The 21,087-nt window shown below is 64.0% G+C and carries 17 protein-coding genes; 6 read left to right on the forward strand and 11 right to left on the reverse strand.

Annotated features, from left to right (window positions below):
* Positions 1 to 23: 23 nt before the first annotated feature.
* Positions 24 to 437, reverse strand: a complete 414-nt coding sequence (locus tag AC56LN_RS02760) for a BLUF domain-containing protein (protein WP_499569833.1) — start codon at positions 435 to 437, stop codon at positions 24 to 26.
* Positions 438 to 669: 232 nt separating this feature from the next.
* Here AC56LN_RS02760 and katG point away from each other — a divergent pair, with 232 nt between their 5' ends.
* Positions 670 to 2,928: a catalase/peroxidase HPI gene (katG, locus tag AC56LN_RS02765; RefSeq protein ID WP_499569834.1), complete on the forward strand. Its 2,259-nt coding sequence runs from the start codon at positions 670 to 672 to the stop codon at positions 2,926 to 2,928.
* Positions 2,929 to 2,989: 61 nt separating this feature from the next.
* Here the strand turns inward: katG and AC56LN_RS02770 are convergent, their stop codons facing one another.
* From AC56LN_RS02770 to folD, 8 genes are all read right to left on the reverse strand, one after another.
* Entirely contained in the window at positions 2,990 to 4,078 is a 1,089-nt protein-coding gene (locus AC56LN_RS02770) for a CHAD domain-containing protein (RefSeq protein WP_499569835.1), read from the reverse strand.
* A gap of 108 nt (positions 4,079 to 4,186) precedes the next feature.
* Positions 4,187 to 4,888, reverse strand: coding sequence for an SIMPL domain-containing protein (locus AC56LN_RS02775; protein ID WP_499569836.1), 702 nt, complete (start codon positions 4,886 to 4,888; stop codon positions 4,187 to 4,189).
* Positions 4,889 to 5,006: 118 nt separating this feature from the next.
* Entirely contained in the window at positions 5,007 to 7,163 is a 2,157-nt protein-coding gene (locus tag AC56LN_RS02780) for a virginiamycin B lyase family protein (protein ID WP_499569837.1), read from the reverse strand.
* Positions 7,164 to 7,303: 140 nt separating this feature from the next.
* Positions 7,304 to 7,633, reverse strand: coding sequence for an H-NS histone family protein (locus AC56LN_RS02785; protein WP_499569838.1), 330 nt, complete (start codon positions 7,631 to 7,633; stop codon positions 7,304 to 7,306).
* Between the two features lie 144 nt (positions 7,634 to 7,777).
* Complete coding sequence (locus tag AC56LN_RS02790; RefSeq protein ID WP_499569839.1) at positions 7,778 to 8,179, reverse strand: DUF2486 family protein; 402 nt, start codon at positions 8,177 to 8,179, stop codon at positions 7,778 to 7,780.
* Positions 8,176 to 8,601 (reverse strand): DNA polymerase III subunit chi, encoded by a 426-nt coding sequence (locus AC56LN_RS02795; protein ID WP_482899944.1) that lies wholly within the window; start codon positions 8,599 to 8,601, stop codon positions 8,176 to 8,178. Before AC56LN_RS02795 ends, AC56LN_RS02790 begins: the two co-directional genes overlap by 4 nt.
* Before the next feature lie 58 nt (positions 8,602 to 8,659).
* A complete protein-coding gene (locus tag AC56LN_RS02800) occupies positions 8,660 to 10,735 on the reverse strand; it encodes a M3 family metallopeptidase (RefSeq protein WP_499569840.1) in 2,076 nt (691 codons plus the stop codon).
* Positions 10,736 to 10,755: 20 nt separating this feature from the next.
* Positions 10,756 to 11,616, reverse strand: coding sequence for a bifunctional methylenetetrahydrofolate dehydrogenase/methenyltetrahydrofolate cyclohydrolase FolD (folD, locus tag AC56LN_RS02805; RefSeq protein ID WP_499569842.1), 861 nt, complete (start codon positions 11,614 to 11,616; stop codon positions 10,756 to 10,758).
* 340 nt (positions 11,617 to 11,956) lie between these two features.
* Between folD and aceE the strand changes: the two genes are divergently transcribed.
* From aceE to AC56LN_RS02825, 4 genes are all read left to right on the forward strand, one after another.
* Entirely contained in the window at positions 11,957 to 14,653 is a 2,697-nt protein-coding gene (gene aceE / locus AC56LN_RS02810) for a pyruvate dehydrogenase (acetyl-transferring), homodimeric type (protein ID WP_499569843.1), read from the forward strand.
* A gap of 153 nt (positions 14,654 to 14,806) precedes the next feature.
* Positions 14,807 to 16,468 carry a dihydrolipoyllysine-residue acetyltransferase gene (gene aceF / locus AC56LN_RS02815; RefSeq protein WP_499569844.1) on the forward strand — a complete coding sequence of 554 codons (1,662 nt, stop codon included), beginning with the start codon at positions 14,807 to 14,809 and terminating at the stop codon, positions 16,466 to 16,468.
* 13 nt (positions 16,469 to 16,481) lie between these two features.
* Positions 16,482 to 18,308 carry a dihydrolipoyl dehydrogenase gene (gene lpdA / locus AC56LN_RS02820; protein WP_499569845.1) on the forward strand — a complete coding sequence of 609 codons (1,827 nt, stop codon included), beginning with the start codon at positions 16,482 to 16,484 and terminating at the stop codon, positions 18,306 to 18,308.
* Between the two features lie 158 nt (positions 18,309 to 18,466).
* The gene (locus AC56LN_RS02825) at positions 18,467 to 18,790 is read left to right on the forward strand and encodes a hypothetical protein (RefSeq protein ID WP_499569846.1); all 324 of its coding nucleotides are present in this window, start codon (positions 18,467 to 18,469) and stop codon (positions 18,788 to 18,790) included.
* 68 nt (positions 18,791 to 18,858) lie between these two features.
* On the opposite strand, the gene AC56LN_RS02830 is transcribed toward AC56LN_RS02825, so the two are convergent.
* The gene (locus AC56LN_RS02830; protein WP_183555857.1) at positions 18,859 to 19,044 is read right to left on the reverse strand and encodes a hypothetical protein; all 186 of its coding nucleotides are present in this window, start codon (positions 19,042 to 19,044) and stop codon (positions 18,859 to 18,861) included.
* Between the two features lie 127 nt (positions 19,045 to 19,171).
* Positions 19,172 to 19,828: a TetR/AcrR family transcriptional regulator gene (locus AC56LN_RS02835; protein WP_499569847.1), complete on the reverse strand. Its 657-nt coding sequence runs from the start codon at positions 19,826 to 19,828 to the stop codon at positions 19,172 to 19,174.
* A gap of 114 nt (positions 19,829 to 19,942) precedes the next feature.
* Here AC56LN_RS02835 and AC56LN_RS02840 point away from each other — a divergent pair, with 114 nt between their 5' ends.
* Positions 19,943 to 21,082: an HlyD family secretion protein gene (locus AC56LN_RS02840; protein WP_499569849.1), complete on the forward strand. Its 1,140-nt coding sequence runs from the start codon at positions 19,943 to 19,945 to the stop codon at positions 21,080 to 21,082.
* Positions 21,083 to 21,087 lie beyond the last annotated feature (5 nt).

Below are 21,087 nucleotides of genomic sequence, written 5' to 3' on the forward strand. Positions count from 1 at the left end.
ATCAGCTCGGGATCAGCTCGCAATCAGCTCGCAAACAGTTTCAGTAACGCCACTGCCGGGGTCGCTGCGCCGATCCGGCGATTGGCTTGCGCCGCTTCCAGCACCTCGACCAGATCATCGTATTTGTCGGCCTGACGATCGTTCAGGTTGATCATGTTCATGCTCCAGCGTGGGAACGTACGGAACTTGGCTGGTTCGTTGTACAGGACGCGCGAATTCTTGTGGCGCGGATCGAGTTCGATCTTCTGGTACAGCTTGTCGAGCGTGCTCACCGGCCCCTCCAGCACCTGCAAAAACCACCCACCGTTGTAAAACAAGCTTCCCGTCACGTCGAGTGGAGCATTGTTGTTTTTCGCCGTATCCTGAATGGCGGCCAGGTCGGCAGGGGACATCTTGCGGGTGGCCTGGCTGACGTAGACGAGTTGATTGATCGACATTGTAAAATTCGTTCTTATTGGAAAGAAGGAACGATACCGTGTCAAAAAGTGGAAGTCGATGTAATGTTGTCGTGTGGAAATCAAGGGCGGGTCAAAGGTGCGCGTGCGGAGATTCTGCCGTCAGTCTTCCGTGCGACGAACCGCTATCACACCCATCAACATTGCCAATCCATGAACGCCCGAAGTTTCCCTATAATTTTGTCAAATCTTACCGACCAGACAGGAGAAACAAATGAGTGTGGACAATATCCCGGCCAAGTGCCCGTTCAGCGGCGCAGCCGGCACCGGCACGACCAACCGCGACTGGTGGCCAAAGGCGCTGCGTCTCGATCTGCTGGCACAGCATTCGGCCAAGTCCGACCCGATGGGCGGCGACTTCGATTACCGCGCCGCCTTCAACAGCCTCGACCTCGACGCAGTCAAGGCCGACCTGGCCAAGGTGATGACGGATTCCCAGGACTGGTGGCCGGCTGACTTCGGTCACTACGGCGGCCTGTTCGTGCGCATGGCATGGCACAGCGCCGGCACCTACCGCATCGGTGACGGCCGTGGCGGTGCCGGCCGTGGCCAGCAGCGTTTCGCGCCCCTGAACAGCTGGCCCGACAACGTCAGCCTCGACAAGGCGCGCCGGCTGATCTGGCCGGTCAAGCAGAAATACGGCGAAAAGATTTCGTGGGCCGACCTGATCATCCTGACCGGTAACGTCGCCCTTGAGACGATGGGCTTCAAGACCTTCGGCTTTGCCGGTGGTCGCCAGGACGTGTGGGAACCCGACCTCGACGTCTACTGGGGCCGTGAAAACAAATGGCTGGGCAGCGACGAGCGCTACACGGTGGGTTCGCCCGGCGTCGAAGGCCGCGGCGTCATCGACAAGGATGACGACAGCGAGATCACCCATTCGCGCGACCTCGAGAACCCGCTGGCGGCAGTGCAGATGGGCCTGATCTACGTGAACCCGGAAGGCCCGGACGGCAAGCCCGACCCGGTCGCATCGGCGCGCGACATCCGCGACACGTTTGGCCGCATGGCCATGAACGACGAAGAAACCGTGGCGCTGATCGCCGGCGGCCACACCTTCGGCAAAACCCACGGCGCCGGTCCGTCCGAGCACGTCAAGGAAGAGCCGGAAGCGGCCGGCCTGCATGCGCAGGGCTTCGGCTGGCAGAACAGCTTCGGCAGCGGCAAGGGCCCGGACACGATCACCAGTGGCCTCGAAGTCACCTGGACCAGCACGCCGACCCAGTGGGGCCACGATTACTTCACGTACCTGTTCGGCCATGAGTGGGAACTGACGAGAAGCCCGGCCGGCGGCCACCAGTGGGTAGCCAAGGATGCCGAAGAAACCGTTCCGGATGCGTATGACGCTGCCAAGCGCCATCGTCCGACGATGCTGACGTCCGACCTGGCCCTGCGCATGGACCCGGCTTACGAGGCGATTTCGCGTCGCTTCCTGGAAAACCCGGACCAGTTTGCGGACGCTTTCGCCCGCGCCTGGTTCAAGCTGACCCACCGCGACATGGGCCCGCGCGCCCGCTACCTCGGCCCGGAAGTCCCGGCCGAAGTGCTGATCTGGCAGGATCCGGTGCCGGCTGCTGAAGGCGCGGCGATTGACGACGCCGATGCCAAAGCACTGAAAGACAAGGTGCTGGCGTCCGGCCTGGGCATCGGCGAGCTGGTGGCGACGGCGTGGGCTTCGGCCGCAAGCTTCCGCGGTTCGGACAAGCGCGGCGGCGCCAATGGTGCGCGCATCCGCCTGGCCCCGCAAAAGGACTGGGCTGCCAACGAGCCTGAACAACTGGGCCGCGTGCTGGCGCAGCTTGAAAGCATCCAGGGCGAGTTCAATGGGGCGCAGGCAGGTGGCAAGAAGGTGTCGCTGGCCGACCTGATCGTCCTGGCCGGCAATGCCGGTGTCGAGGCAGCAGCCAAAGCGGCGGGCCACGACATCACTGTGCCATTCACGCCGGGTCGCACCGATGCGTCGCAGGAGCAGACCGATGTGGAATCGTTCCATGCGATGGAACCGGTCGCGGATGCCTTCCGCAACTTCGAGAAAGCCGTGTACAGCATCCCGGCTGAATCGTTGATGATCGACCGCGCCCAGTTGCTGACGCTGACGGCGCCGGAAATGGCGGTGCTGGTGGGTGGCCTGCGTGTGCTGGGCGCCAATACCGGCGGCAGCGCCGACGGCGTGCTGACGCAGCAGAAGGGCGCATTGACGAATGACTTCTTCGTCAACCTGCTGGACATGGCCACTGAGTGGCGGCCGACCACGCGGCCTGGCCAGGGCGTCGAACGCTTCGAAGGCCGCGATCGCAAGACCGGCGAGAAGAAGTGGACCGCGTCGCGTGTCGACCTGGTGTTCGGCTCGAATGCGCAGCTGCGTTCGATCGCCGAAGTGTATGCCAGCGCCGATGCCGGCCAGAAGTTCACGAAGGACTTCGTGGCAGCCTGGACCAAGGTGATGGAGCTGGACCGCTTCGACGTGAAGTAACTGTGTAGTCTGGCCCGGGGTGAATCCCGGGCCTTTTTCTTTTCAGCCTGGCCGGTGCAGATCAGCGCGTGATGCGGCGCTTGGCGACATCGGCCAGCACCTTCGACAACCCCTGCGCATCGGCTTCGCCCGTCGCCGCGATATAGCCGCGCACATAGGCTGCCTGCTTGGCGACCTGGCTGCTGCCACCCTTGAGTTCTTCGAGCAGCTGGTCAGCCACGGCCAGGTCATTCAGTGCGCCCAGGCGGTCCTGCAGCTTTTCAAGGTGCCCGAGGTAGCGCTTGACGCGCTGCGCCGGCAGCAGGTCGCGGAAGAATTCTGCCGCGTAGCGCGCCTTCTTGGCGGCGATGCGCACACGGTGACGGCCCGGCGCATCGGTTTCGTCCAGCCCGTCGATGCGTTTGGCCAGCCGCTTCTCGGCCGCGCGCAGCAGGGGCAGGGCGCTTTTCTCGGCGCGTTCCAGCAGCGGCGAATCCTTCGGCAGGCCGCCTTCCGGCTGCCAGCGGCGCTCGCCCAGCCAGTCTTTCAGTTGCGCCATCAGCTCGGTGTAACGCGCATCGCGCAGCACGTGCAGGATCTGCGCGTGGTGACCCGTGGCGCGGTCGTGCGCGGCCTGGCGCAGCGCCTGCGCATCGATGCCCGGCACGCGCTTGATCGTGGAATCGGCCAGCACGTCCCAGTCGCGCGCGGGACCGAGTTCGCCGGACAGCCATTCGATACTCGCATGCAGCGGCACCGGCGGCGGCGCCAGTTCCTCGAACATCGCGAGCAGCGCGCGCAGGCGGCGCAGGCCAACGCGCATCTGGTGCAGGCTTTCGACATGCTGTTTCAGCACGCCCGGCACGTTCGCTTCGATCTGCGCCACACAATTCAGGCCAATGGCCTGGAACGCATCTTCGAGCGTCATGCGCCCGCGCAGGTGGACCGGTTCGGCCTTGACGGCGCCGATCGGTGCTTGTTTGACTTCTGGCGCTGTCGCTGTCGCTGTCGCTGGCGCTGGCTCTTGCGGCAGCGGCTGGTCCGTCTGCGGTTCGTCGGCTGCCTCGGTCGCCTCGGTTGCCTCGGTGATGGTCACTGCGTCCGTCAGATCGGGCGTGGCGACCGGCGCGATCTCAGGCGTCAGGTGCTTCGTTTTATGGTGCTTGCTCATGCTGGTGCCTCTCGTGGACAGTGGATGAGTCCATCATACGCCTGAGCACTCATCCGTTCACATCTCCATGACAGGCACGTGACATGGCGCACGGCAAGGCGGGGCAGCTTACTTGGCGATCCGGTAAATCACGTCCACACCCTGCACGAATTTCTGCACGCCCACCAGCTGCGGATCGCGTGGCGACGACACCGACGGGTAGCGCGGCGCATCGCTGGCCAGGCCCATCGCGTTGGACAGGTTCTTCAGTGGCGCCAGCGCCACGCCACCGGCCGGGCCCAGTTTGGCGCCAATGCCGCGCGCGATGTTCTGCGCCTTTACGCGCGCCGCGCCCAGCGCCTGGCTGACGAGTTCCGCCTCGATCCTGTCGGCATCGCTGCGGCTGAAGGCCACGGCCAGCGCTTCGACATTGGGCAAACCCATCAGGCTCCGGATCAGCGCCGTCCACCCGTTCAGGTCGCGCACCGTGGCGTGCACGGCGGCGCGGGTTTCGATCGCCGTCACCCGCTCGCCCTCCTTGAGCGGGCGGCGCAGCACGTCCTGCACCGAGATGTCCTCGACCTTCACGCCCTGTTCGGCCAGCAGCGCGCGGGCCGCTGCCAGGCGCTCTTGGACCAGCTTCCATGCGGCGTCCAGGTCGGCATCGGTGGCGACGATCTCGAAGTCGATCTCGCCCGTATCGGGCATCACGTGCAGGTCGGCAGCCGCCGTTACGTGGATGAACGGGTAGGCGGGCAGGTCGGCAGCGTGGGCGGGCGCGGCCTGCAGCAGGGCAGCGCTGGCCAATGCGGCGGCAAACATCTTGAGCATGATGATCCTTGTCGTAGCGGGAACATTCCCGGGTCAGGACAAGGTTATGACCTCTAGACCTTGATGTCTATATAAAGTAGACATCAAGGTCTATATTATGTGGCGCGCATATGCGCGCTTACTCGATCACAAACGCCAGGTCGCGGCCGTTCTGCGCCACCTGGCCCGCATAGTCGGCGGCGTGGATGCGCAGCAGGTACTCGCCCGGCGCCAGGTCGGCGATGCGCCAGCTGCCCGTCTCGATTTTGCCATCGCGCAGGCGGTTGTTCAGCGCATAGTCGAACTGGGTCGACGCGCTGCCATACACCGTGATGCCGCTGGTGGGCGCGTAGACGGCTTTCACGGCGTCAGGGTTGCGCGGCAGGCGGTCGTAGACCTGCGTGATGACGGGTTGTTCGAAGCCGGGGAGTGGCGTGCCATCGGCGCGCAGCACCTGGTAGCCCAGCTTGTACAGGCCCAGCTTGCGGCGCGCCAGGTTGCCATCGACCTGGTCATAGGCGTTGACGACGATCTGGACGTCGCCCAGCGTACGGTCCAGCTGCAGGGGCTGGCCCTTCTTCGCCGTGATGCGCTTGCCGGCAGCGTCATACAGCGCGATGCGCGATATCGTCGGCGTGACCGTGTCGACGAAGCCGATGAACGGCAGCGTCAGTGGATTGACGAGCGTGCCGCCCTGGTAGTAATCGAGGTGCACGTGCGAGAGTGCATTGAGTGTGCCGAGCTTGTCGCCAACGGCAAAGCGGGTACCGCGCGGCACCCGCACGCGCATGGCTTTACCGGTGGTCTTGCCATTGGCGGTTTCTTCGCGCTGGATCTGGAAGCGCGGATCGAGCGCGCGGCCTTGCGGGTCGCGCCCCACGCGCATGTGGATGTACGACAGCGGCCCGACACTCATGCCTTCGCCGAGGTTGTTGAAGCCCCAGTTCGCATACGGGTCGGTCACCTTGGCCGGCAGGATCGCCAGCACGGTCGCGCCGACGTCGCCGCGCACGTCCAGGCCTGCGTGGAAATGGTCGCGGCTGTCGCCGCCATACGTGCCGCGTACTTCGCCCATCACGCCCACCACTTCATGGACGGTGTCCTGCGGGCCGATCGGCCAGGGCATCGGTGCCGTGCGCCGTTGCAGCGCCGGGCGCGCCAGTACCGGAGCGGCTTCGCCCGCACGCGGCGGCGCCAGGCGGTGCAGGCGGTGGGCGTTGGCATCGGCCACCACCAGGCTGCCGTCGCGCGCGACGGCGATGCCGCGCGGGCCGTTGAGCTGCACGGTGCCGTCGCTGCCGAAACCGTTCGGCTCGAGCGGGCGGTCGGCATCCTCCAGCGGGCGGAATTCGCCCGTCGGCGTCATCTGCAGGATGCGTCCGCCGGCACTGGCGACGATGTACAGGTAGCCGTCGCGCGTGACGGCCAGGCCGACCGGGCGGCGCAGCGCGGGCCGGCGCTCGGCCTCGGGCGGCAGCGCGAGCGTGTCGACCGTGCCGTCGGGGCGCAGGCGGCGCACCGCGTTGTTGCCGGTGTCGGCGATGTACAGGTTGCCGTCATGGTCGACGGCCAGCGCGCTTGGCGTGTCGAACGCCGCGGCCGTGCCGGGGCCGTCGAACAGGTTCGGCTTGCCGGTGCCGGCCAGCGTGGTCACCGTGCCATCCTGGGCGATGCGGCGGATGCGGTCGTTGTAGGTATCGGCCACGTAGACGATGCCGGCGTCGTCCACCGCGATGCCGACCGGGCCGTTGAACTGGGCTGCACGGCCAATGCCGTCCGCATAGCCAGGGCTGCCGTTGCCGGCCAGTGTCGTCACGGCGCCACCCGGCGCGATGCGGCGGATCGCATGGTTGCCCGTGTCGGCCACGTACAGGTTGCCCAGATGGTCGAGCGCGATGGCCGATGGCGTATTGAACGCCGCGGCAGTGCCCAGGCCATCGACAAAGCCTTCCTTGCCGCCAGCCAGCGTCGAGACGGCGCCATCGGGCTGGACGACGCGGATGCGGTTGGCCTCGCCCCCGTCGGCGACATAGATCGCGCCGCGCGGGCCGATCGCCACGCCATACGGATCGCTGAAGCGGCTGGCCAGCGCGGCGCCATCCAGCGCGCCGTCCTGGCCGTCTCCGGCCAGCAGGTGCACGCGGGCGGGCCAGAAGGGCTGGGTAGTGGCCACCGGCGCCGTCAGCACCGGGGTGGCGCCGCTGTGGGATTCGATCCGGTCGGTGTACCAGAAGACGGTGCCGACGGCCAGGATGGCGGCGCCGGCAAGCGCTGCAATGAGGGGAGTGCGTTTCACGAAGACGACCGGAGAATGGCTGAAGTTGCGATCTTAGCCGAAACACGCGAACGGATGGAACAGGGGAAAACGCAAACGCCGCCGGACAGAGGTCGCGGCGGCGTGCGGTCAATACGTGTTGCGCAATCGGTGCTGCGGTATTAAATACGCAGATCGTCCAGCGACTTGCCCTTGCCCAGTGCTTCAACGACCCATTTCGGTTGACGGCCGCGGCCAGTCCAGGTCTGGGTATTGTCGGCAGGGTTGTGATATTGCGGACTGACTTTGGCGCCGCCCGTCTTCTTGGCTTTGGTACCGCCCTTGGCCAGCAGTTCCTCGACCGAGATGCCCATATTCTGGGCGATCTCGAGAATTTGCTCACGCGCTTTCTTTACGTCTTGCTGCTGGCGGTTTTTGATCTCCTTTTCGATATCGAATTGAAGACCTTTCAGTTCGGCGAGGTTATAACCCGACAGATTGATGTTTGCCATTTTGTTTCTTCCTTGATTAGGTGATTCGATTCGTTTCGAAGAGCCGCGCAGGGATTTTACTATTGAATCGTCAAATTGGAATGACAATCGTGCGCGGGGTTAATTTCGAATCAAATGGAAGGCAGAATGGCCAGTGGTGCAGATTTATTTGTCCAGCATTCTGATGTGCGCGATTTCCTGCGAAACTGCGCGCGTGACGACGTCGCTCAGTGTATCGCCGAGACTGCTGCGAATATCGGCCGAGAAACTGGCCATCGCTTTGTCGACCGCGTCGGCAATGCCGTCACGCAGGCGCTGTTCGAGCACGAAATCGATCCGGCCCTGCAATTGCTGCAGGACGCGCCCGGTGACGCGGCGCTCCATCACGCTCCATTGCTCGCCGCTCCAGTGGTCGACGGCGCGCTGTTCCAGCGCCTCTGGCGCATCGTGCGGCGCGGCGTCCGTGACTGGCGCAGGCGGCGTCACCGGCACGTCCGGCACGATTGGTTCCGCGACGATCTCGGTCAGGACGGGAATGCTTGCATCGAAAGCGGGATCGTGGCTCATGACTGTCCTGCGACGAAGTGGGTCAGGGGATAGGATTCTTTTTTATACGCGATATAGCGTTTGCGGCCTTCGGCGGCGTCTTCTTCATCGATCGAGATAATTTCAAACACGCGCGCGAATTGCGTGAAATTGCGCGGCCTGCGGCGCGTCAGGTTCACCAGCATATCGTGGTGCGGCAGCTCGCTGTCTTCATTATCGGTAATCACGATCGGCGTTTGTGGCGCCAGCGAATCGCCTGCCATCACGTGCGGAATGAAATCAGTATCCGACACGGTCCACATTGCCGCATTCAAGGCGTCGGCCTGTTCGGGGCTATCGGCCAGCACGACGATTTTGGCGCGCGCGCCATATGCCTTGCGCGCAAGGCGGCAGGCATAGGCCAGCTTATCCGGGATATTGGTATGAAAGTCGATGCGGGTCATGGGCGCTTATGGAAAATCGGGAGTGCGCTAACACTCCCGACAGGGTCAATCCAATTGGTCAGGCATTCATGCCGCTGTGGCGCAGCAAGGCATCGATCGATGGCTCGCGGCCGCGGAAGGCCTTGAATGAATCGAGCGCCGGGCGCGAACCGCCCACCGCCAGGATCTCGCGCTGGAAGCGCCGGCCCGTTTCGAACAGGTCGGCGCCGCCATCGACCACCGCTTCTTCGAATGCAGCATAGGCATCGGCCGACAGCACTTCGGCCCACTTGTAGCTGTAGTAGCCGGCTGCGTAGCCACCCGCGAAGATGTGGCTGAACGAATGCAGGAAGCGGTTGAACGACGGCGGCGTGATGACCGCGAAGTTGCGGCGCACGTCGTCGATCAGCGCCTGGACTTGCCCGTTGTGCGCGTCGAAGTCGTAGTGCAGGTGCATGTCGATCAGTGAAAACTCGACCTGGCGCAGCGTCTGCATCCCGGACTGGAAGTTCTTTGCGGCCGTCATCTTGTCGAACAGCGCCCGTGGCAGCGGCTCGCCTGTTTTCACGTGCGCCGTCATCTGCTGCAGCTTGTCCCACTCCCAGCAGAAGTTTTCCATGAACTGCGATGGCAGTTCCACCGCATCCCATTCAACGCCCGAGATGCCCGACACCGACAGTTCTTCGACTTCGGTCAGCATATGGTGCAGGCCGTGGCCGAATTCGTGGAACAGTGTGGTTACTTCGTCGTGCGTGAACAGCGACGGCTGCAGCACGCCATCTTTCATTGCCGGCGGCGTGAAATTGCAGACCAGGTACGCCACTGGCGTCTGCACGGTGCCGCCGTGGAGCAGGCGGCGCCCGCGCGCATCGTTCATCCACGCGCCTTGGGCCTTGCCGGCGCGCGCATACAGATCGAGGTAGAACTGGCCGACCAGCTGGCCGTCACGCTCGATGCGGAAGAAGCGCACGTCCGGGTGCCAGGTTGGCGCGTCGTCCGGGCGCACGGTCACGCCGAACAGCTCCTGGATCACGCCGAACAAACCGGCGACCACTTTCGGCTCGGGGAAGTATTCCTTCACTTCCTGGGCCGAGAACGCGTAACGCTGCTCGCGCAGCTTTTCGGACGCGAAGGCCACGTCCCACGATTGCAGGTCGTCGATTGCCAGCTCGTCGCGCGCAAACGCGCGCAGTTCGGCCAGGTCTTTCTCGGCATACGGGCGGGCGCGGCGCGCCAGGTCTTCCAGGAATTCGATCACGTGCTGCGGGCTTTGGGCCATCTTGGCCACCAGCGAGATATCGGCAAAGCTGCCGTAGTCGAGCATCTTTGCTTCTTCATTGCGCAGTTGCAGCAACTTGACGATGTTGGACGAGTTGTCCCACTTTGCGACATCGGTAAACATGATGCCAGCGTCGGACGCCTTGGTCGCGGTGGCGCGGTAGATCGTTTCGCGCAGCGCGCGGTTGGTACTGAACTGCAGGATCGGGAAGTACGACGGGAAGTGCAGCGTGAACAGCCAGCCGGTCTTGCCATCGCGTTCGGCGGCGGCTTTCGCAGCAGCTTTCACGTCGTCCGGCAGGCCGGCCAGTTCGGCTTCGCTGTCGACCACGAGCTTGTAGTCGTTGGTGGCATCGAGCACGTTTTCCGAAAAGCGCGTCGACAGCTGCGACTGCTCTTCCTGGATTTCGGCAAAGCGTTCTTTCTTGTCGGCGGCCAGTTCGGCGCCGCCCAGGCGGAAGTCGCGCAGCGCGTTCTCGACGATGCGCTTGCGGGTGTCGCTCAGCGCGTCGAAACCGGCGCTTTCGCGCAGCTGCCTGTACTTGGTGAACAGCGCCTCGTTCTGACCCAGCGCGGTCGAGAACTCGACCACTTTCGGCTGGTTCTCGTTGTAGGTGGCGCGCAGTTCTGGCGTGTCGACCACGTGGTTCAGGTGGCCGACCACGCCCCAGGCGCGGCCCAGGCGCTCGCCGACGTCGTCGAGCGGGGCCAGCGTGGCCCAGGTAACCTCATCCAGCGGCGCCTCGAGCTGGGCCACGACGGCGTTCGCCTCAGCGATCAGACTGTCAATGGCGGACGTGACATGTTCGGGCCTGATCGCGTCAAAGCGCGGCAGGTCGGAAAAGTCGAGGAGGGGATTGCTCGTTTCGTTCGTCATCAATAGTCCTTCCAGATTCGTTAGCGTTGGTTCTTCAATTCGCGTTCCGCCGATTCCACCGTGTTTTGCAGCAGCATCGTGATCGTCATCGGGCCCACACCGCCCGGCACCGGGGTGATGTGGCCAGCCACGTCACGCACGCCGGCAAAATCGACGTCGCCGCACAGCTTGCCCGCGTCGTCGCGGTTCATGCCCACGTCGATCACGATCGCGCCCGGCTTGACCATATCGGCGGTCAGGGTATTGCGGCGGCCGACAGCGGCCACCACGACATCGGCCTGGCGGGTGTGATAGCCCAGATCCGCGGTCGCGCTATGACATATGGTCACGGTGGCATTGGCTTGCAAGAGCAGCATGGCCATTGGTTTGCCGACGGTGTTGCTGCGGCCGATGACGACGGCGTGCTTGCCGCGCAGGTCGACACCCGTGGTTTCGATCAGTTTCATGCAGCCGTACGGGGTGCAGGGGCGGAAGCCTTCCAGGCCCGTCATCAGTTCACCGGCCGACAGCACCGAGTAGCCGTCGACATCCTTGGCCGTCGAAATCGCTTCGATGACCTTGTTCGGGTCGATGTGCTTCGGCAGCGGCATCTGCACCAGGATGCCGTGGATGGCCGGGTCGGTATTCAATGCTGCAATGCGATCGAGCAGGGCGGCCTCGCTCAGGTCGGCGTCGTATTTTTCGAGCACCGAATGGAAACCCACGTCGCCGCAGGCCTTGACCTTGTTGCGCACATAGACCTGGCTGGCAGGATCTTCGCCGACCAGGATCACGGCCAGGCCGGGCTGCTTGCCGGCTGCGGTGAGCCTGGCAGTGCGCGCGGCGATGTCGGCGCGCAGTTGTTGGGAAAGGAGGATTCCGTCGATGTGTTGGGCTGGCATGGTGGGAGGCTCGTCGCTGGACAAAAACAGAATTATACGGCCCACGCCCGTCTTGCCGGTCGCTGTCGGCCCTTGCGCGAAGCTGAAAATGCCCATTTCTGCCGTGTTTCAGGCGCTTCGGTATACGATGTTTGATGGCAGGAAGTTCAACGTTTCCCTATACAAATTGTGCAGTTGCAGCATAGGTTTTCACATTATGAAATCGAATATCATAGTTTGAAAATGGGGAAGTCCACTGTTAGAATCTGATGGTTTAGCTAAAAGATAGTTCGAATTTCATCAACCGCCGCCAGCCTGCGCAGGGATCGGATGGGGCGTACCACACTAGGAGACGCATGACATGGCAGCTCAACTCGACCAGTTGACCTCGCAAACCGCCAACGATCCGGATGCAATCGAGACCAAGGAATGGCTCGATGCGCTGGAGGCGGTGATCGAACATGAAGGAACGGAACGCGCCCATTACCTGATGGAGCGCCTGGTGGACCTGGCGCGCCGTCGCGGCGCGCACGTCCCGTTCTCGAGCAACACCGCGTACGTCAACACGATTCCCGCGCACCTGAACCAGAACTCGCCCGGCAACCTCGAATACGAAGAGCGCCTGCGCTCGTGGATGCGCTGGAACGCGATGGCGATGGTGGTCAAGGCCAACCGCGCCGACGGCGATCTGGGCGGCCACATCTCGTCGTTCGCCTCGCTGGCCAATATGCTGGGCACCGGCTTCAACCACTTCTGGCACGCACCGACCGAAGACCACGGCGGCGACCTGCTGTACATCCAGGGCCACTCGTCGCCTGGTATCTACGCCCGCGCCTTCCTCGAAGGCCGCCTGACCGAAGAGCAGCTGCTGAACTTCCGCCGCGAAGTCGATGGCAAGGGCCTGTCGTCGTACCCGCACCCGAAACTGATGCCGGACTTCTGGCAGTTCCCGACCGTCTCGATGGGCCTGGGCCCGCTGATGGCGATCTACCAGGCGCGCTTCCTGAAGTACCTGCACGCACGCGGCATCGCCAAGACCGACAACCGCAAGGTCTGGGTCTTCTGCGGCGACGGCGAGATGGACGAGCCGGAATCGATGGGCGCGATCGGCATGGCCGCGCGCGAGCAGCTCGACAACCTGGTCATGGTCGTCAACTGCAACCTGCAGCGCCTGGACGGTCCGGTGCGCGGCAACGGCAAGATCATCCAGGAACTCGAAGCCGACTTCCGCGGCGCCGGCTGGAATGTCGTCAAGGTCATCTGGGGCTCGCAGTGGGATCCGCTGCTGGCCCAGGACAAGGACGGCATCCTGCAGCGCGTGATGATGGAATCGGTCGACGGCGAATACCAGAACTACAAGGCCAAGGATGGCGCCTACGTGCGCAAGCACTTCTTCGGCAAGGATCCGGCGCTGCTCGAGATGGTGTCGAAGATGAGCGACGACGACATCTGGCGCCTGACCCGTGGCGGCCACGATCCGCACAAGATCTACGCCGCGTTCAAGAATGCGCAGGAGAACAAGGGCACGCCAACGGTCCTCTTGGTGAAAACCGTCAAGGGCTTCGGCATGGGCAAGTCGGGCGAGGCGCGCAACACCGCGCACCAGACCAAGAAGCTCGATGACCAGGCGATCCGCGACATGCGCGACCGCTTCAATATTGCGATCCCTGACGACCAGCTGGCCGACATCCCGTTCTTCAAGCCGGCCGACGATGCGCCCGAAATGGTGTACCTGCACGAGCGCCGCAAGGCACTGGGCGGCTACCTGCCACAGCGCCGTGAAAAGTCGGACGAAAAGCTGACCGTGCCGGCACTGGCATCGTTCAAGGGCGTGCTCGAGCCAACCCCGGAAGGCCGCGAAATCTCGTCGACCCAGGCGTATGTGCGCGTGATCACGAGCCTGCTGAAGGACGAAAGCATCGGCCAGCGCATCGTGCCGATCCTGGTCGACGAATCGCGTACCTTCGGCATGGAAGGCCTGTTCCGCCAGATCGGCATCTTCAACCAGCAGGGCCAGTTGTACGAGCCGGTCGACCGCGACCAGGTGATGTACTACCGCGAAGACAAGGCAGGCCAGATCCTGCAAGAGGGTATCAACGAAGCGGGCGGCATGAGCTCGTGGATCGCTGCAGCGACGTCGTACTCGTCGAACAACCGCACGATGATCCCGTTCTACACGTTCTACTCGATGTTCGGCATGCAGCGCGTGGGCGACCTGGTCTGGCTGGCGGGCGACATCCGTGCGCGCGGCTTCCTGATGGGCGGCACCGCCGGCCGCACGACGCTGAACGGTGAAGGCCTGCAGCACGAAGACGGCCATAGCCACATCATCGCTGCGACCGTGCCGAACTGCCTGCCGTACGATCCGACCTTCGGTCACGAAGTCGCGGTCATCATCCAGGACGGCCTGCGCCGCATGGTGGAAGAACAGGAAGACGTGTTCTACTACATCACCATCATGAACGAGAACTACCCGCAGCCGGGCCTCAAGCCTGGCCAGGAAGAGGGCATTCTCAAGGGCCTGTACCTGCTGCAAGAGGGCGGCAAGGACAACGCCCAGCGCGTCCAGCTGATCGGTTGCGGCACCATCCTGCGCGAGTCGATCTTTGCGGCCGAACTGCTCAAGAACGACTGGAACGTCGATGCGGACGTGTGGTCGGCGCCGTCGCTCACGCTGCTGGCACGTGACGGCAACGATTGCGAACGCTGGAACATGGTCAATCCGGAGCAGCCGCAGCGCGTGCCGTTCGTCACCGAGCAGCTCGCCGCCACCAGTGGCCCGATCGTCGCGACGACCGACTACATGCGCATGTTCGCCGAGCAGATCCGCGGCTTCATGCCGAAGGACCGCACCTACAAAGTGCTGGGCACGGACGGCTTCGGCCGCTCGGATTCGCGCGTCAAGCTGCGCGAGTTCTTCGAAGTGAACCGTTACTACATCACGGTGGCATCGCTGCGCGCACTGGCCGACGAAGGCAAGATCGACCGCGCCATCGTGTCGCAGGCGATCGCCAAGTACGGCATCGACCAGAACAAGCCGAATCCGGTGACCCAGTAATGCTCATGAACCGTCGTTCCCGCGCAGGCGGGAACCCAAGTCCTTCGCGTAGCCGATTGATTCGTGCGCGCCAGGGTGCAGGCAAACTTGGGTTCCAGCCTTCGCTGGAACGACGGCTCGGACGCTAACTCAAAAAATAACGGAGCTAACACTATGAGCATTGTGGAAGTCAAAGTCCCTGATATCGGCGACTTCAAGGAAGTGGAAGTGATCGAGCTGATGGTCAAGCCGGGCGACACCATCAAGGTGGACCAGTCCCTGGTGACCGTCGAGTCGGACAAGGCCAGCATGGAGATCCCGTCGAGCCACGCCGGCGTGGTCAAGGAAATCAAGATCAACGTCGGCGACAAGGTTGCCGAAGGTTCGCTCGTGCTGCTGCTCGAAGAAGCGGGCGGCGCGGCTGACGCGCCTGCTGCTGCCCCGGCTGCCGAAGCTGCACCTGCCGCTGCACCGGCTGCCCCTGCGCCGGCTGCTGCCGAAGCGCCGGCCGCCGCACCCGCTGCATCCGGCGGCCTGGTCGACGTGACCGTGCCGGACATCGGCGATTTTAAAGAAGTCGAAGTCATCGAACTGATGGTCAAGGTGGGCGACACGATCAAGGTTGACCAGTCGCTGCTGACCGTCGAATCGGACAAGGCCAGCATGGAAATCCCGTCGAGCCATGCCGGCGTGGTCAAGGAAATCAAGGTCAAGGTTGGCGACAAGGTGGCCAAGGATTCGCTCGTGCTGGTCGTGGAAGCGACCGGTGGCGCGCCGGCTGCCGCACCTGCAGCCGCGCCAGCCGCCGCTGCACCTGCTGCTGCCGCGCCGGCACCGGCACCCGCTGCAGCACCTGCACCAGCCGCCGCACCAGCACCAGCACCAGCCGCCCCAGGCGTGACCGGCGCGAAAGCCCACGCTTCGCCATCGATCCGCAAGTTCGCGCGCGAACTGGGCGTGGACCTGGGCCGTGTGCCGGGCAGCGGTCCGAAAGGCCGTATCACCCAGCAGGACGTGCAGAACTTCGTCAAGGGCGTGATGGCAGCGCCGCCTGCTGCTGCACCAGGCAAAGCCGGTGGCAGTGGCGTCGGCCTGGACCTGCTGGCCTGGCCATCCCTGGACTTCTCGAAATTCGGTCCGACCGAAACCGTGCCGCTGTCGCGCATCAAGAAGATCTCGGGCCCGAACCTGCATCGCAACTGGGTCATGATCCCGCACGTGACGCACTTCGACGAAGCCGACGTGACCGACCTGGAGCAGTTCCGCGTCGACACCAACGCATCGCTGGCCAAGCAGAAGTCCGCTGTCAAGCTGACCATGCTGGCCTTCGTCATCAAGGCAAGCGTCGCCGCGCTGAAGAAGTTCCCGCAATTTAATGCGTCGCTGTCGGGCGATGGCGCGGCGCTGATCACGAAGCAGTACTACAACATCGGCTTCGCAGCCGACACGCCGAATGGCCTGGTGGTCCCTGTCGTGAAAGATGCGGACAAGAAGACCATCTCGCAGATCGCCACCGAAATGGGCGAACTGTCGGCGCAGGCGCGTGACGGCAAGCTGCCGCCAACCGCGATGCAGGGCGCAACGTTCACCATCTCGTCGCTGGGCGGCATTGGTGGTACCGCGTTCACCCCGATCATCAACGCACCTGAACTGGCTATCCTGGGCCTGTCCAAGTCGGCGATGAAGCCGGTGTGGGATGGCTCAAGCTTCCAGCCGCGCCTGATGCTGCCGATGTCGCTGTCGTACGATCACCGCGTGATCGACGGCGCCGGCGCCGCGCGCTTCTCCGCCTACCTGGGCGAAGTGCTGGCGGACCTGCGCAAGACCCTTCTGTGATTGGAGCGCACTGATGAGCACTGTTGAAGTGAAAGTCCCGAATATCGGTGACTTCAAGGACGTCGAAGTGATCGAGTTGATGGTCAAGGCCGGCGACACGATCAAGGTCGACCAGTCCCTGGTCACCGTGGAGTCCGACAAGGCCAGCATGGAAATCCCGTCGACGCACGCGGGCGTGGTGCAGTCGATCACGGTCAAGGTCGGCGACAAGATCAACGAAGGCACGCTGCTGCTGACGGTGGAGGAGGGCGCCGCTGCTGCTGCTCCTGCTGCTGCCCCTGCGGCCGAGGCCAAGCCGGCCGACAAGCCGGCGGACAAGCCAGCCGCGCCGACCGAATCGCAGGCGCCCGCCAAGCCGGCCCCGGCGCCAGCGCCCGCTGGTCCTGCACCGACCCCGTCGAGCTACACCGGCGCGGTCGACATCGAGTGCGACATGATGGTGCTGGGCGCCGGTCCCGGCGGCTACTCTGCTGCGTTCCGCGCGGCCGACCTGGGCATGAACACCGTGCTGGTCGAGAAGTACGCGACGCTGGGCGGCGTGTGCCTGAACGTGGGCTGCATCCCGTCGAAGGCGCTGCTGCACGTGGCCTCCGTCATGGATGAAACAGCGCACATGGCCGATCTGGGCGTGGCATTTGCCAAGCCAGAGGTCGACATCGACAAGCTGCGCGGCTACAAGGATGGCGTGATCAAGAAGATGACCGGCGGCCTGGCCTTCATGGCCAAGGCGCGCAAGGTCAACACGGTGCAGGGCGTCGGACAGTTCGTCAGCCCGAACCACATCGAGGTCACCGCAGCCGATGGCGGCAAGAAGGTCATCGCCTTCAAGAAGGCCGTGATTGCGGCCGGTTCGTCGGTCGTCAAGCTGCCGTTCGTGCCGGAAGACCCGCGCATCGTCGATTCGACGGGCGCGCTGGAATTGCGCCAGGTACCGAAGAAGATGCTCGTCATCGGTGGCGGCATCATCGGCCTGGAAATGGCGACCGTGTATTCGACCCTTGGCGCGCGCATCGACGTGGTCGAGATGATGGATGGCCTGATGCAGGGCGCGGACCGCGAGGCCGTCAAGGTCTGGCAGAAGTACAACGCGCACCGCTTCGACAACATCATGTTGAAGACCAAGACCGTCGGCGTGGAAGCGCTGCCGGAAGGGATCAAGGTCACGTTCGAAGCGGCCGAAGCGGGTGCTGCCGCGCCGGAACCGCAGCTGTACGACCTGGTTCTGGTGGCCGTGGGCCGCAGCCCGAATGGCAAGAAGGTCGCTGCCGACAAGGCCGGCGTCACGGTGAGCGAGCGCGGTTTCATCGCCGTGGACAGCCAGATGCGCACCAACGTGCCGCACATCTTCGCCATCGGCGACCTGGTGGGCCAGCCGATGCTGGCGCACAAGGCAGTGCACGAGGCGCACGTGGCGGCCGAAGCGGCCTTCGACAAGAAGACCCACTTCGACGCCAAGGTCATTCCATCGGTGGCCTACACCGATCCTGAAGTGGCATGGGTCGGCCTGACGGAAGACGAAGCCAAGCAGCAGGGCATCAAGGTCGAGAAGGGCCACTTCCCGTGGAACGCCAGCGGACGCGCCGTGGCCAATGGCCGCGACGAAGGCTTCACCAAGCTGCTGTTCGACGCTGAAACGCACCGCATCGTCGGCGGCACCATCGTCGGCACGCATGCAGGCGACATGATCGGCGAGATCGCGCTGGCGATCGAGATGGGCGCCGACGGCGTGGACATCGGCAAGACGATCCACCCGCACCCGACGCTGGGCGAGTCGATCGGCATGGCAGCCGAAGCCTACGAAGGTGTCTGTACCGATCTGCCACCACCGCGCAAGCGCTGATCGATAACGTGGCAAGCAAAACCGGGACCGTGAAGGTCCCGGTTTTTTTTGGGCGCCAGCATCGTGCATGCCGCTTGCAGCATGCTGTCAAAGGTCTAAGATGAATCTACGCTGCGGCAGCGCAGATGCCGCGTTTCTCGCACAGCCCCGGAGGGCATATGGACGAGTACAGCAACGACTACCTCGGCACCGTGTACGTGCTGCCGCAATCCCATGCGTTCGAACTCCACACCGCGATCCATGGCACAGCCACGGTCATCTCCGGCACCGTGGCCCAGCCGCTGGCGCAGCAACTGGCCGATGCGATACCCGGCGGCGGCGGGGTTGCGGATCCGTGTCAGCTTGCCTTGCGGCCACGCCGCGTCGAGGTCGTCACGCGTGAGCTCCACGAACGGCACCGGGCGCCGCGCAAGATGCATTTTCTCACCCGCGTCCACGAGGCCGACGAGCAGGACCGGCCGGTGCCGCTGTCGACCGCCTGACAACATCCGACAAAAAAAATGCCGCCAGGTTTGCACCGGGCGGCATGGAGGCAGCGGCATCGCAGGCTTCAGGCGAAGCTGACGAAGCGCTCCGGAATATCGATTGCGCCATTCTTGGCGGCTGCTGCGTAGGTACGCATGTCGGCGATGACTGCTTCCAGCTGGTCATCGCCCGGATTTTCGATAAAGCTCTTCATACGCTCTTGCAGGGCAGCTGCCTGATCACGCCATTCGTATCTGGACGACTTGCTCATACTTTCTCCTCGCGGTCACACCGCTCTTATTTGAATTCACGACACCCGTTGTGAACATTTACATAATGACATAGTTTGGCGAGGCTGTCGGTACGATGGCACACCGACTTTTTCCGCATGGCTACATTCAGGAAGCGCGGTCAGCTTTGAGCACGCTGCTGTAGAACAGTTCCATGCGTGCTGCCAGCTGGCGCCGTGCTTCCTCGCCGGACGGCTCGGCGTCCGGGAACAGAAAGCGCCCGACCGGGTCGCCGTTGATGCAGCCGATCAGGTGCGTCAGGATGATGGATGGCGGCACGTCGTCGCGCAGTTGCTGCCGGATATCCGGCCGCGCGAAGAAGCGCGCCAGCATTTCGCGCGTCATGCGCGGGCCGCCTTCGTAGAACGCTTCCGCCAGTTCGGGATTCGTGCTGGCTTCGGCGATCACCACCCGCTGCAACGCAAGCGCGTCGGGCTCGACCAGCAGGGTGTAGAAGTCGCGCGCGAATTCATCCAGGATCGTGCGCAGCGGGCGCGTGTCGAGATCCATATTGCGCTCTGCAAACAGGCGCTCCCGGCGCGATGCAAGCACGGCCTTGAGCAGGCCGGCCTTGCCGCCGAACTTCACGTAGATGGTGCGCACGGCCACCCGCGCTTCGCGCGCGATCGATTCAAGGCTGGTGCGGGTATAGCCGTTTTTCAGGAACAGCCGGCACGCAGCCTCGATCAGTTCCTGGTTGCGCGTTTCGACGTCGGCTGCCTTGGGACGCCCGGCGGATTTGGTGCAAGTCGATGCTGTATTCATACATTCGACTCTAGAGCAAAATAAAATGAAATGCAACCGTTTCATTTCTTGACTTCGTTGTATTGATGGCGAATAATGCGACGAATCCATTTCATTTCATTTCGGAGCAGCACCATGGCAGAGAACGACATCAAGGCAGGGCAGGCGAGCGCAGCGCAACCTCGGGCGGACGCTCCCGCCGCCAAGAAGCCGCCCAACAAGCGCGTTCTGGTCGTGGTCGGTGTGATTGCACTGCTGGCCATCGGCGCCGGTGGGCGCATGTGGTACCGCAGCAGCCATTTCGTGGAAACCGAAAACGCCTACGTCACCGGGCGCATGCACCAGGTCTCGTCGCGCGTGGCCGGCGTGGTCACCAAGGTACTGGTCGAAGACAACCAGATGGTCAAGGCGGGCGACGTGCTGGCGCTGCTCGATCCGGCCGACCAGGCCGTGCGCGTCGAACAGATCCAGGCGCAGATTGCCAGCATGGAGCAGCAGGTCAAGCAGTCCGACGCCCAGCTGCTGCAGGTGCGCGCCCAGGCCGGCGCCGCCGGCGCCCAGGTACGCCAGGCCGAAGCCCAGTTGCTGCGCGCCCGCCAGGACGCCGAGCGTTTCGGCCAGCTGTACAACGACACGATGAAAGCCGTGTCGAAATCCGAAGTGGATGCGTCGAGCGCAGCGCGCGCCAGCGCCGTGGCCGACGTGGCCGCGCGCCGCGACAATGCCGCCGCCGCGCAGGCCCAGATCGGTGCTGCCGAAGCGGGCCGCGATGTGCTCAAGGCCGAAATCAAGGTGCTGCAGGCGCAGCTGAAGGACGCGCGCCAGCAGCTGGCCTACAACAGCATCGTGGCGCCGGTGGCGGGCCGCATCGGCCGGCGCAGCGTCGAAGTCGGCGCGCGCGTGCAGCCGGGGCAGGCAATGCTGGCGGTGGTCGAAGACAACGTCTGGGTCGTCGCCAACTTCAAGGAAACGCAGCTGGGCGGCCTTGCGCCGGGCCAGGCCGTGAGCCTCGAAGTTGATGCGCTGCCCGACCATCATCTGGTCGGCCGCGTGGACAGCTTCTCGCCAGCGTCGGGCAACCAGTTCGCGCTGCTGCCGGCCGATAACGCCACCGGCAACTTCACCAAGATCGTCCAGCGCGTGCCGGTCAAGATCACGCTCGATCCGCAGGACGTCAAGAAGTACGCGGGCCGCCTGGTGCCGGGCATGTCGGTGGTGGCCGAGGTCAGGCTGAACCAGGACGTGAAACCGACGCAGACCGCAGCCGCGCGCTAAGCACA

Source organism: Telluria sp. ZT3P26 (assembly GCF_059686035.1).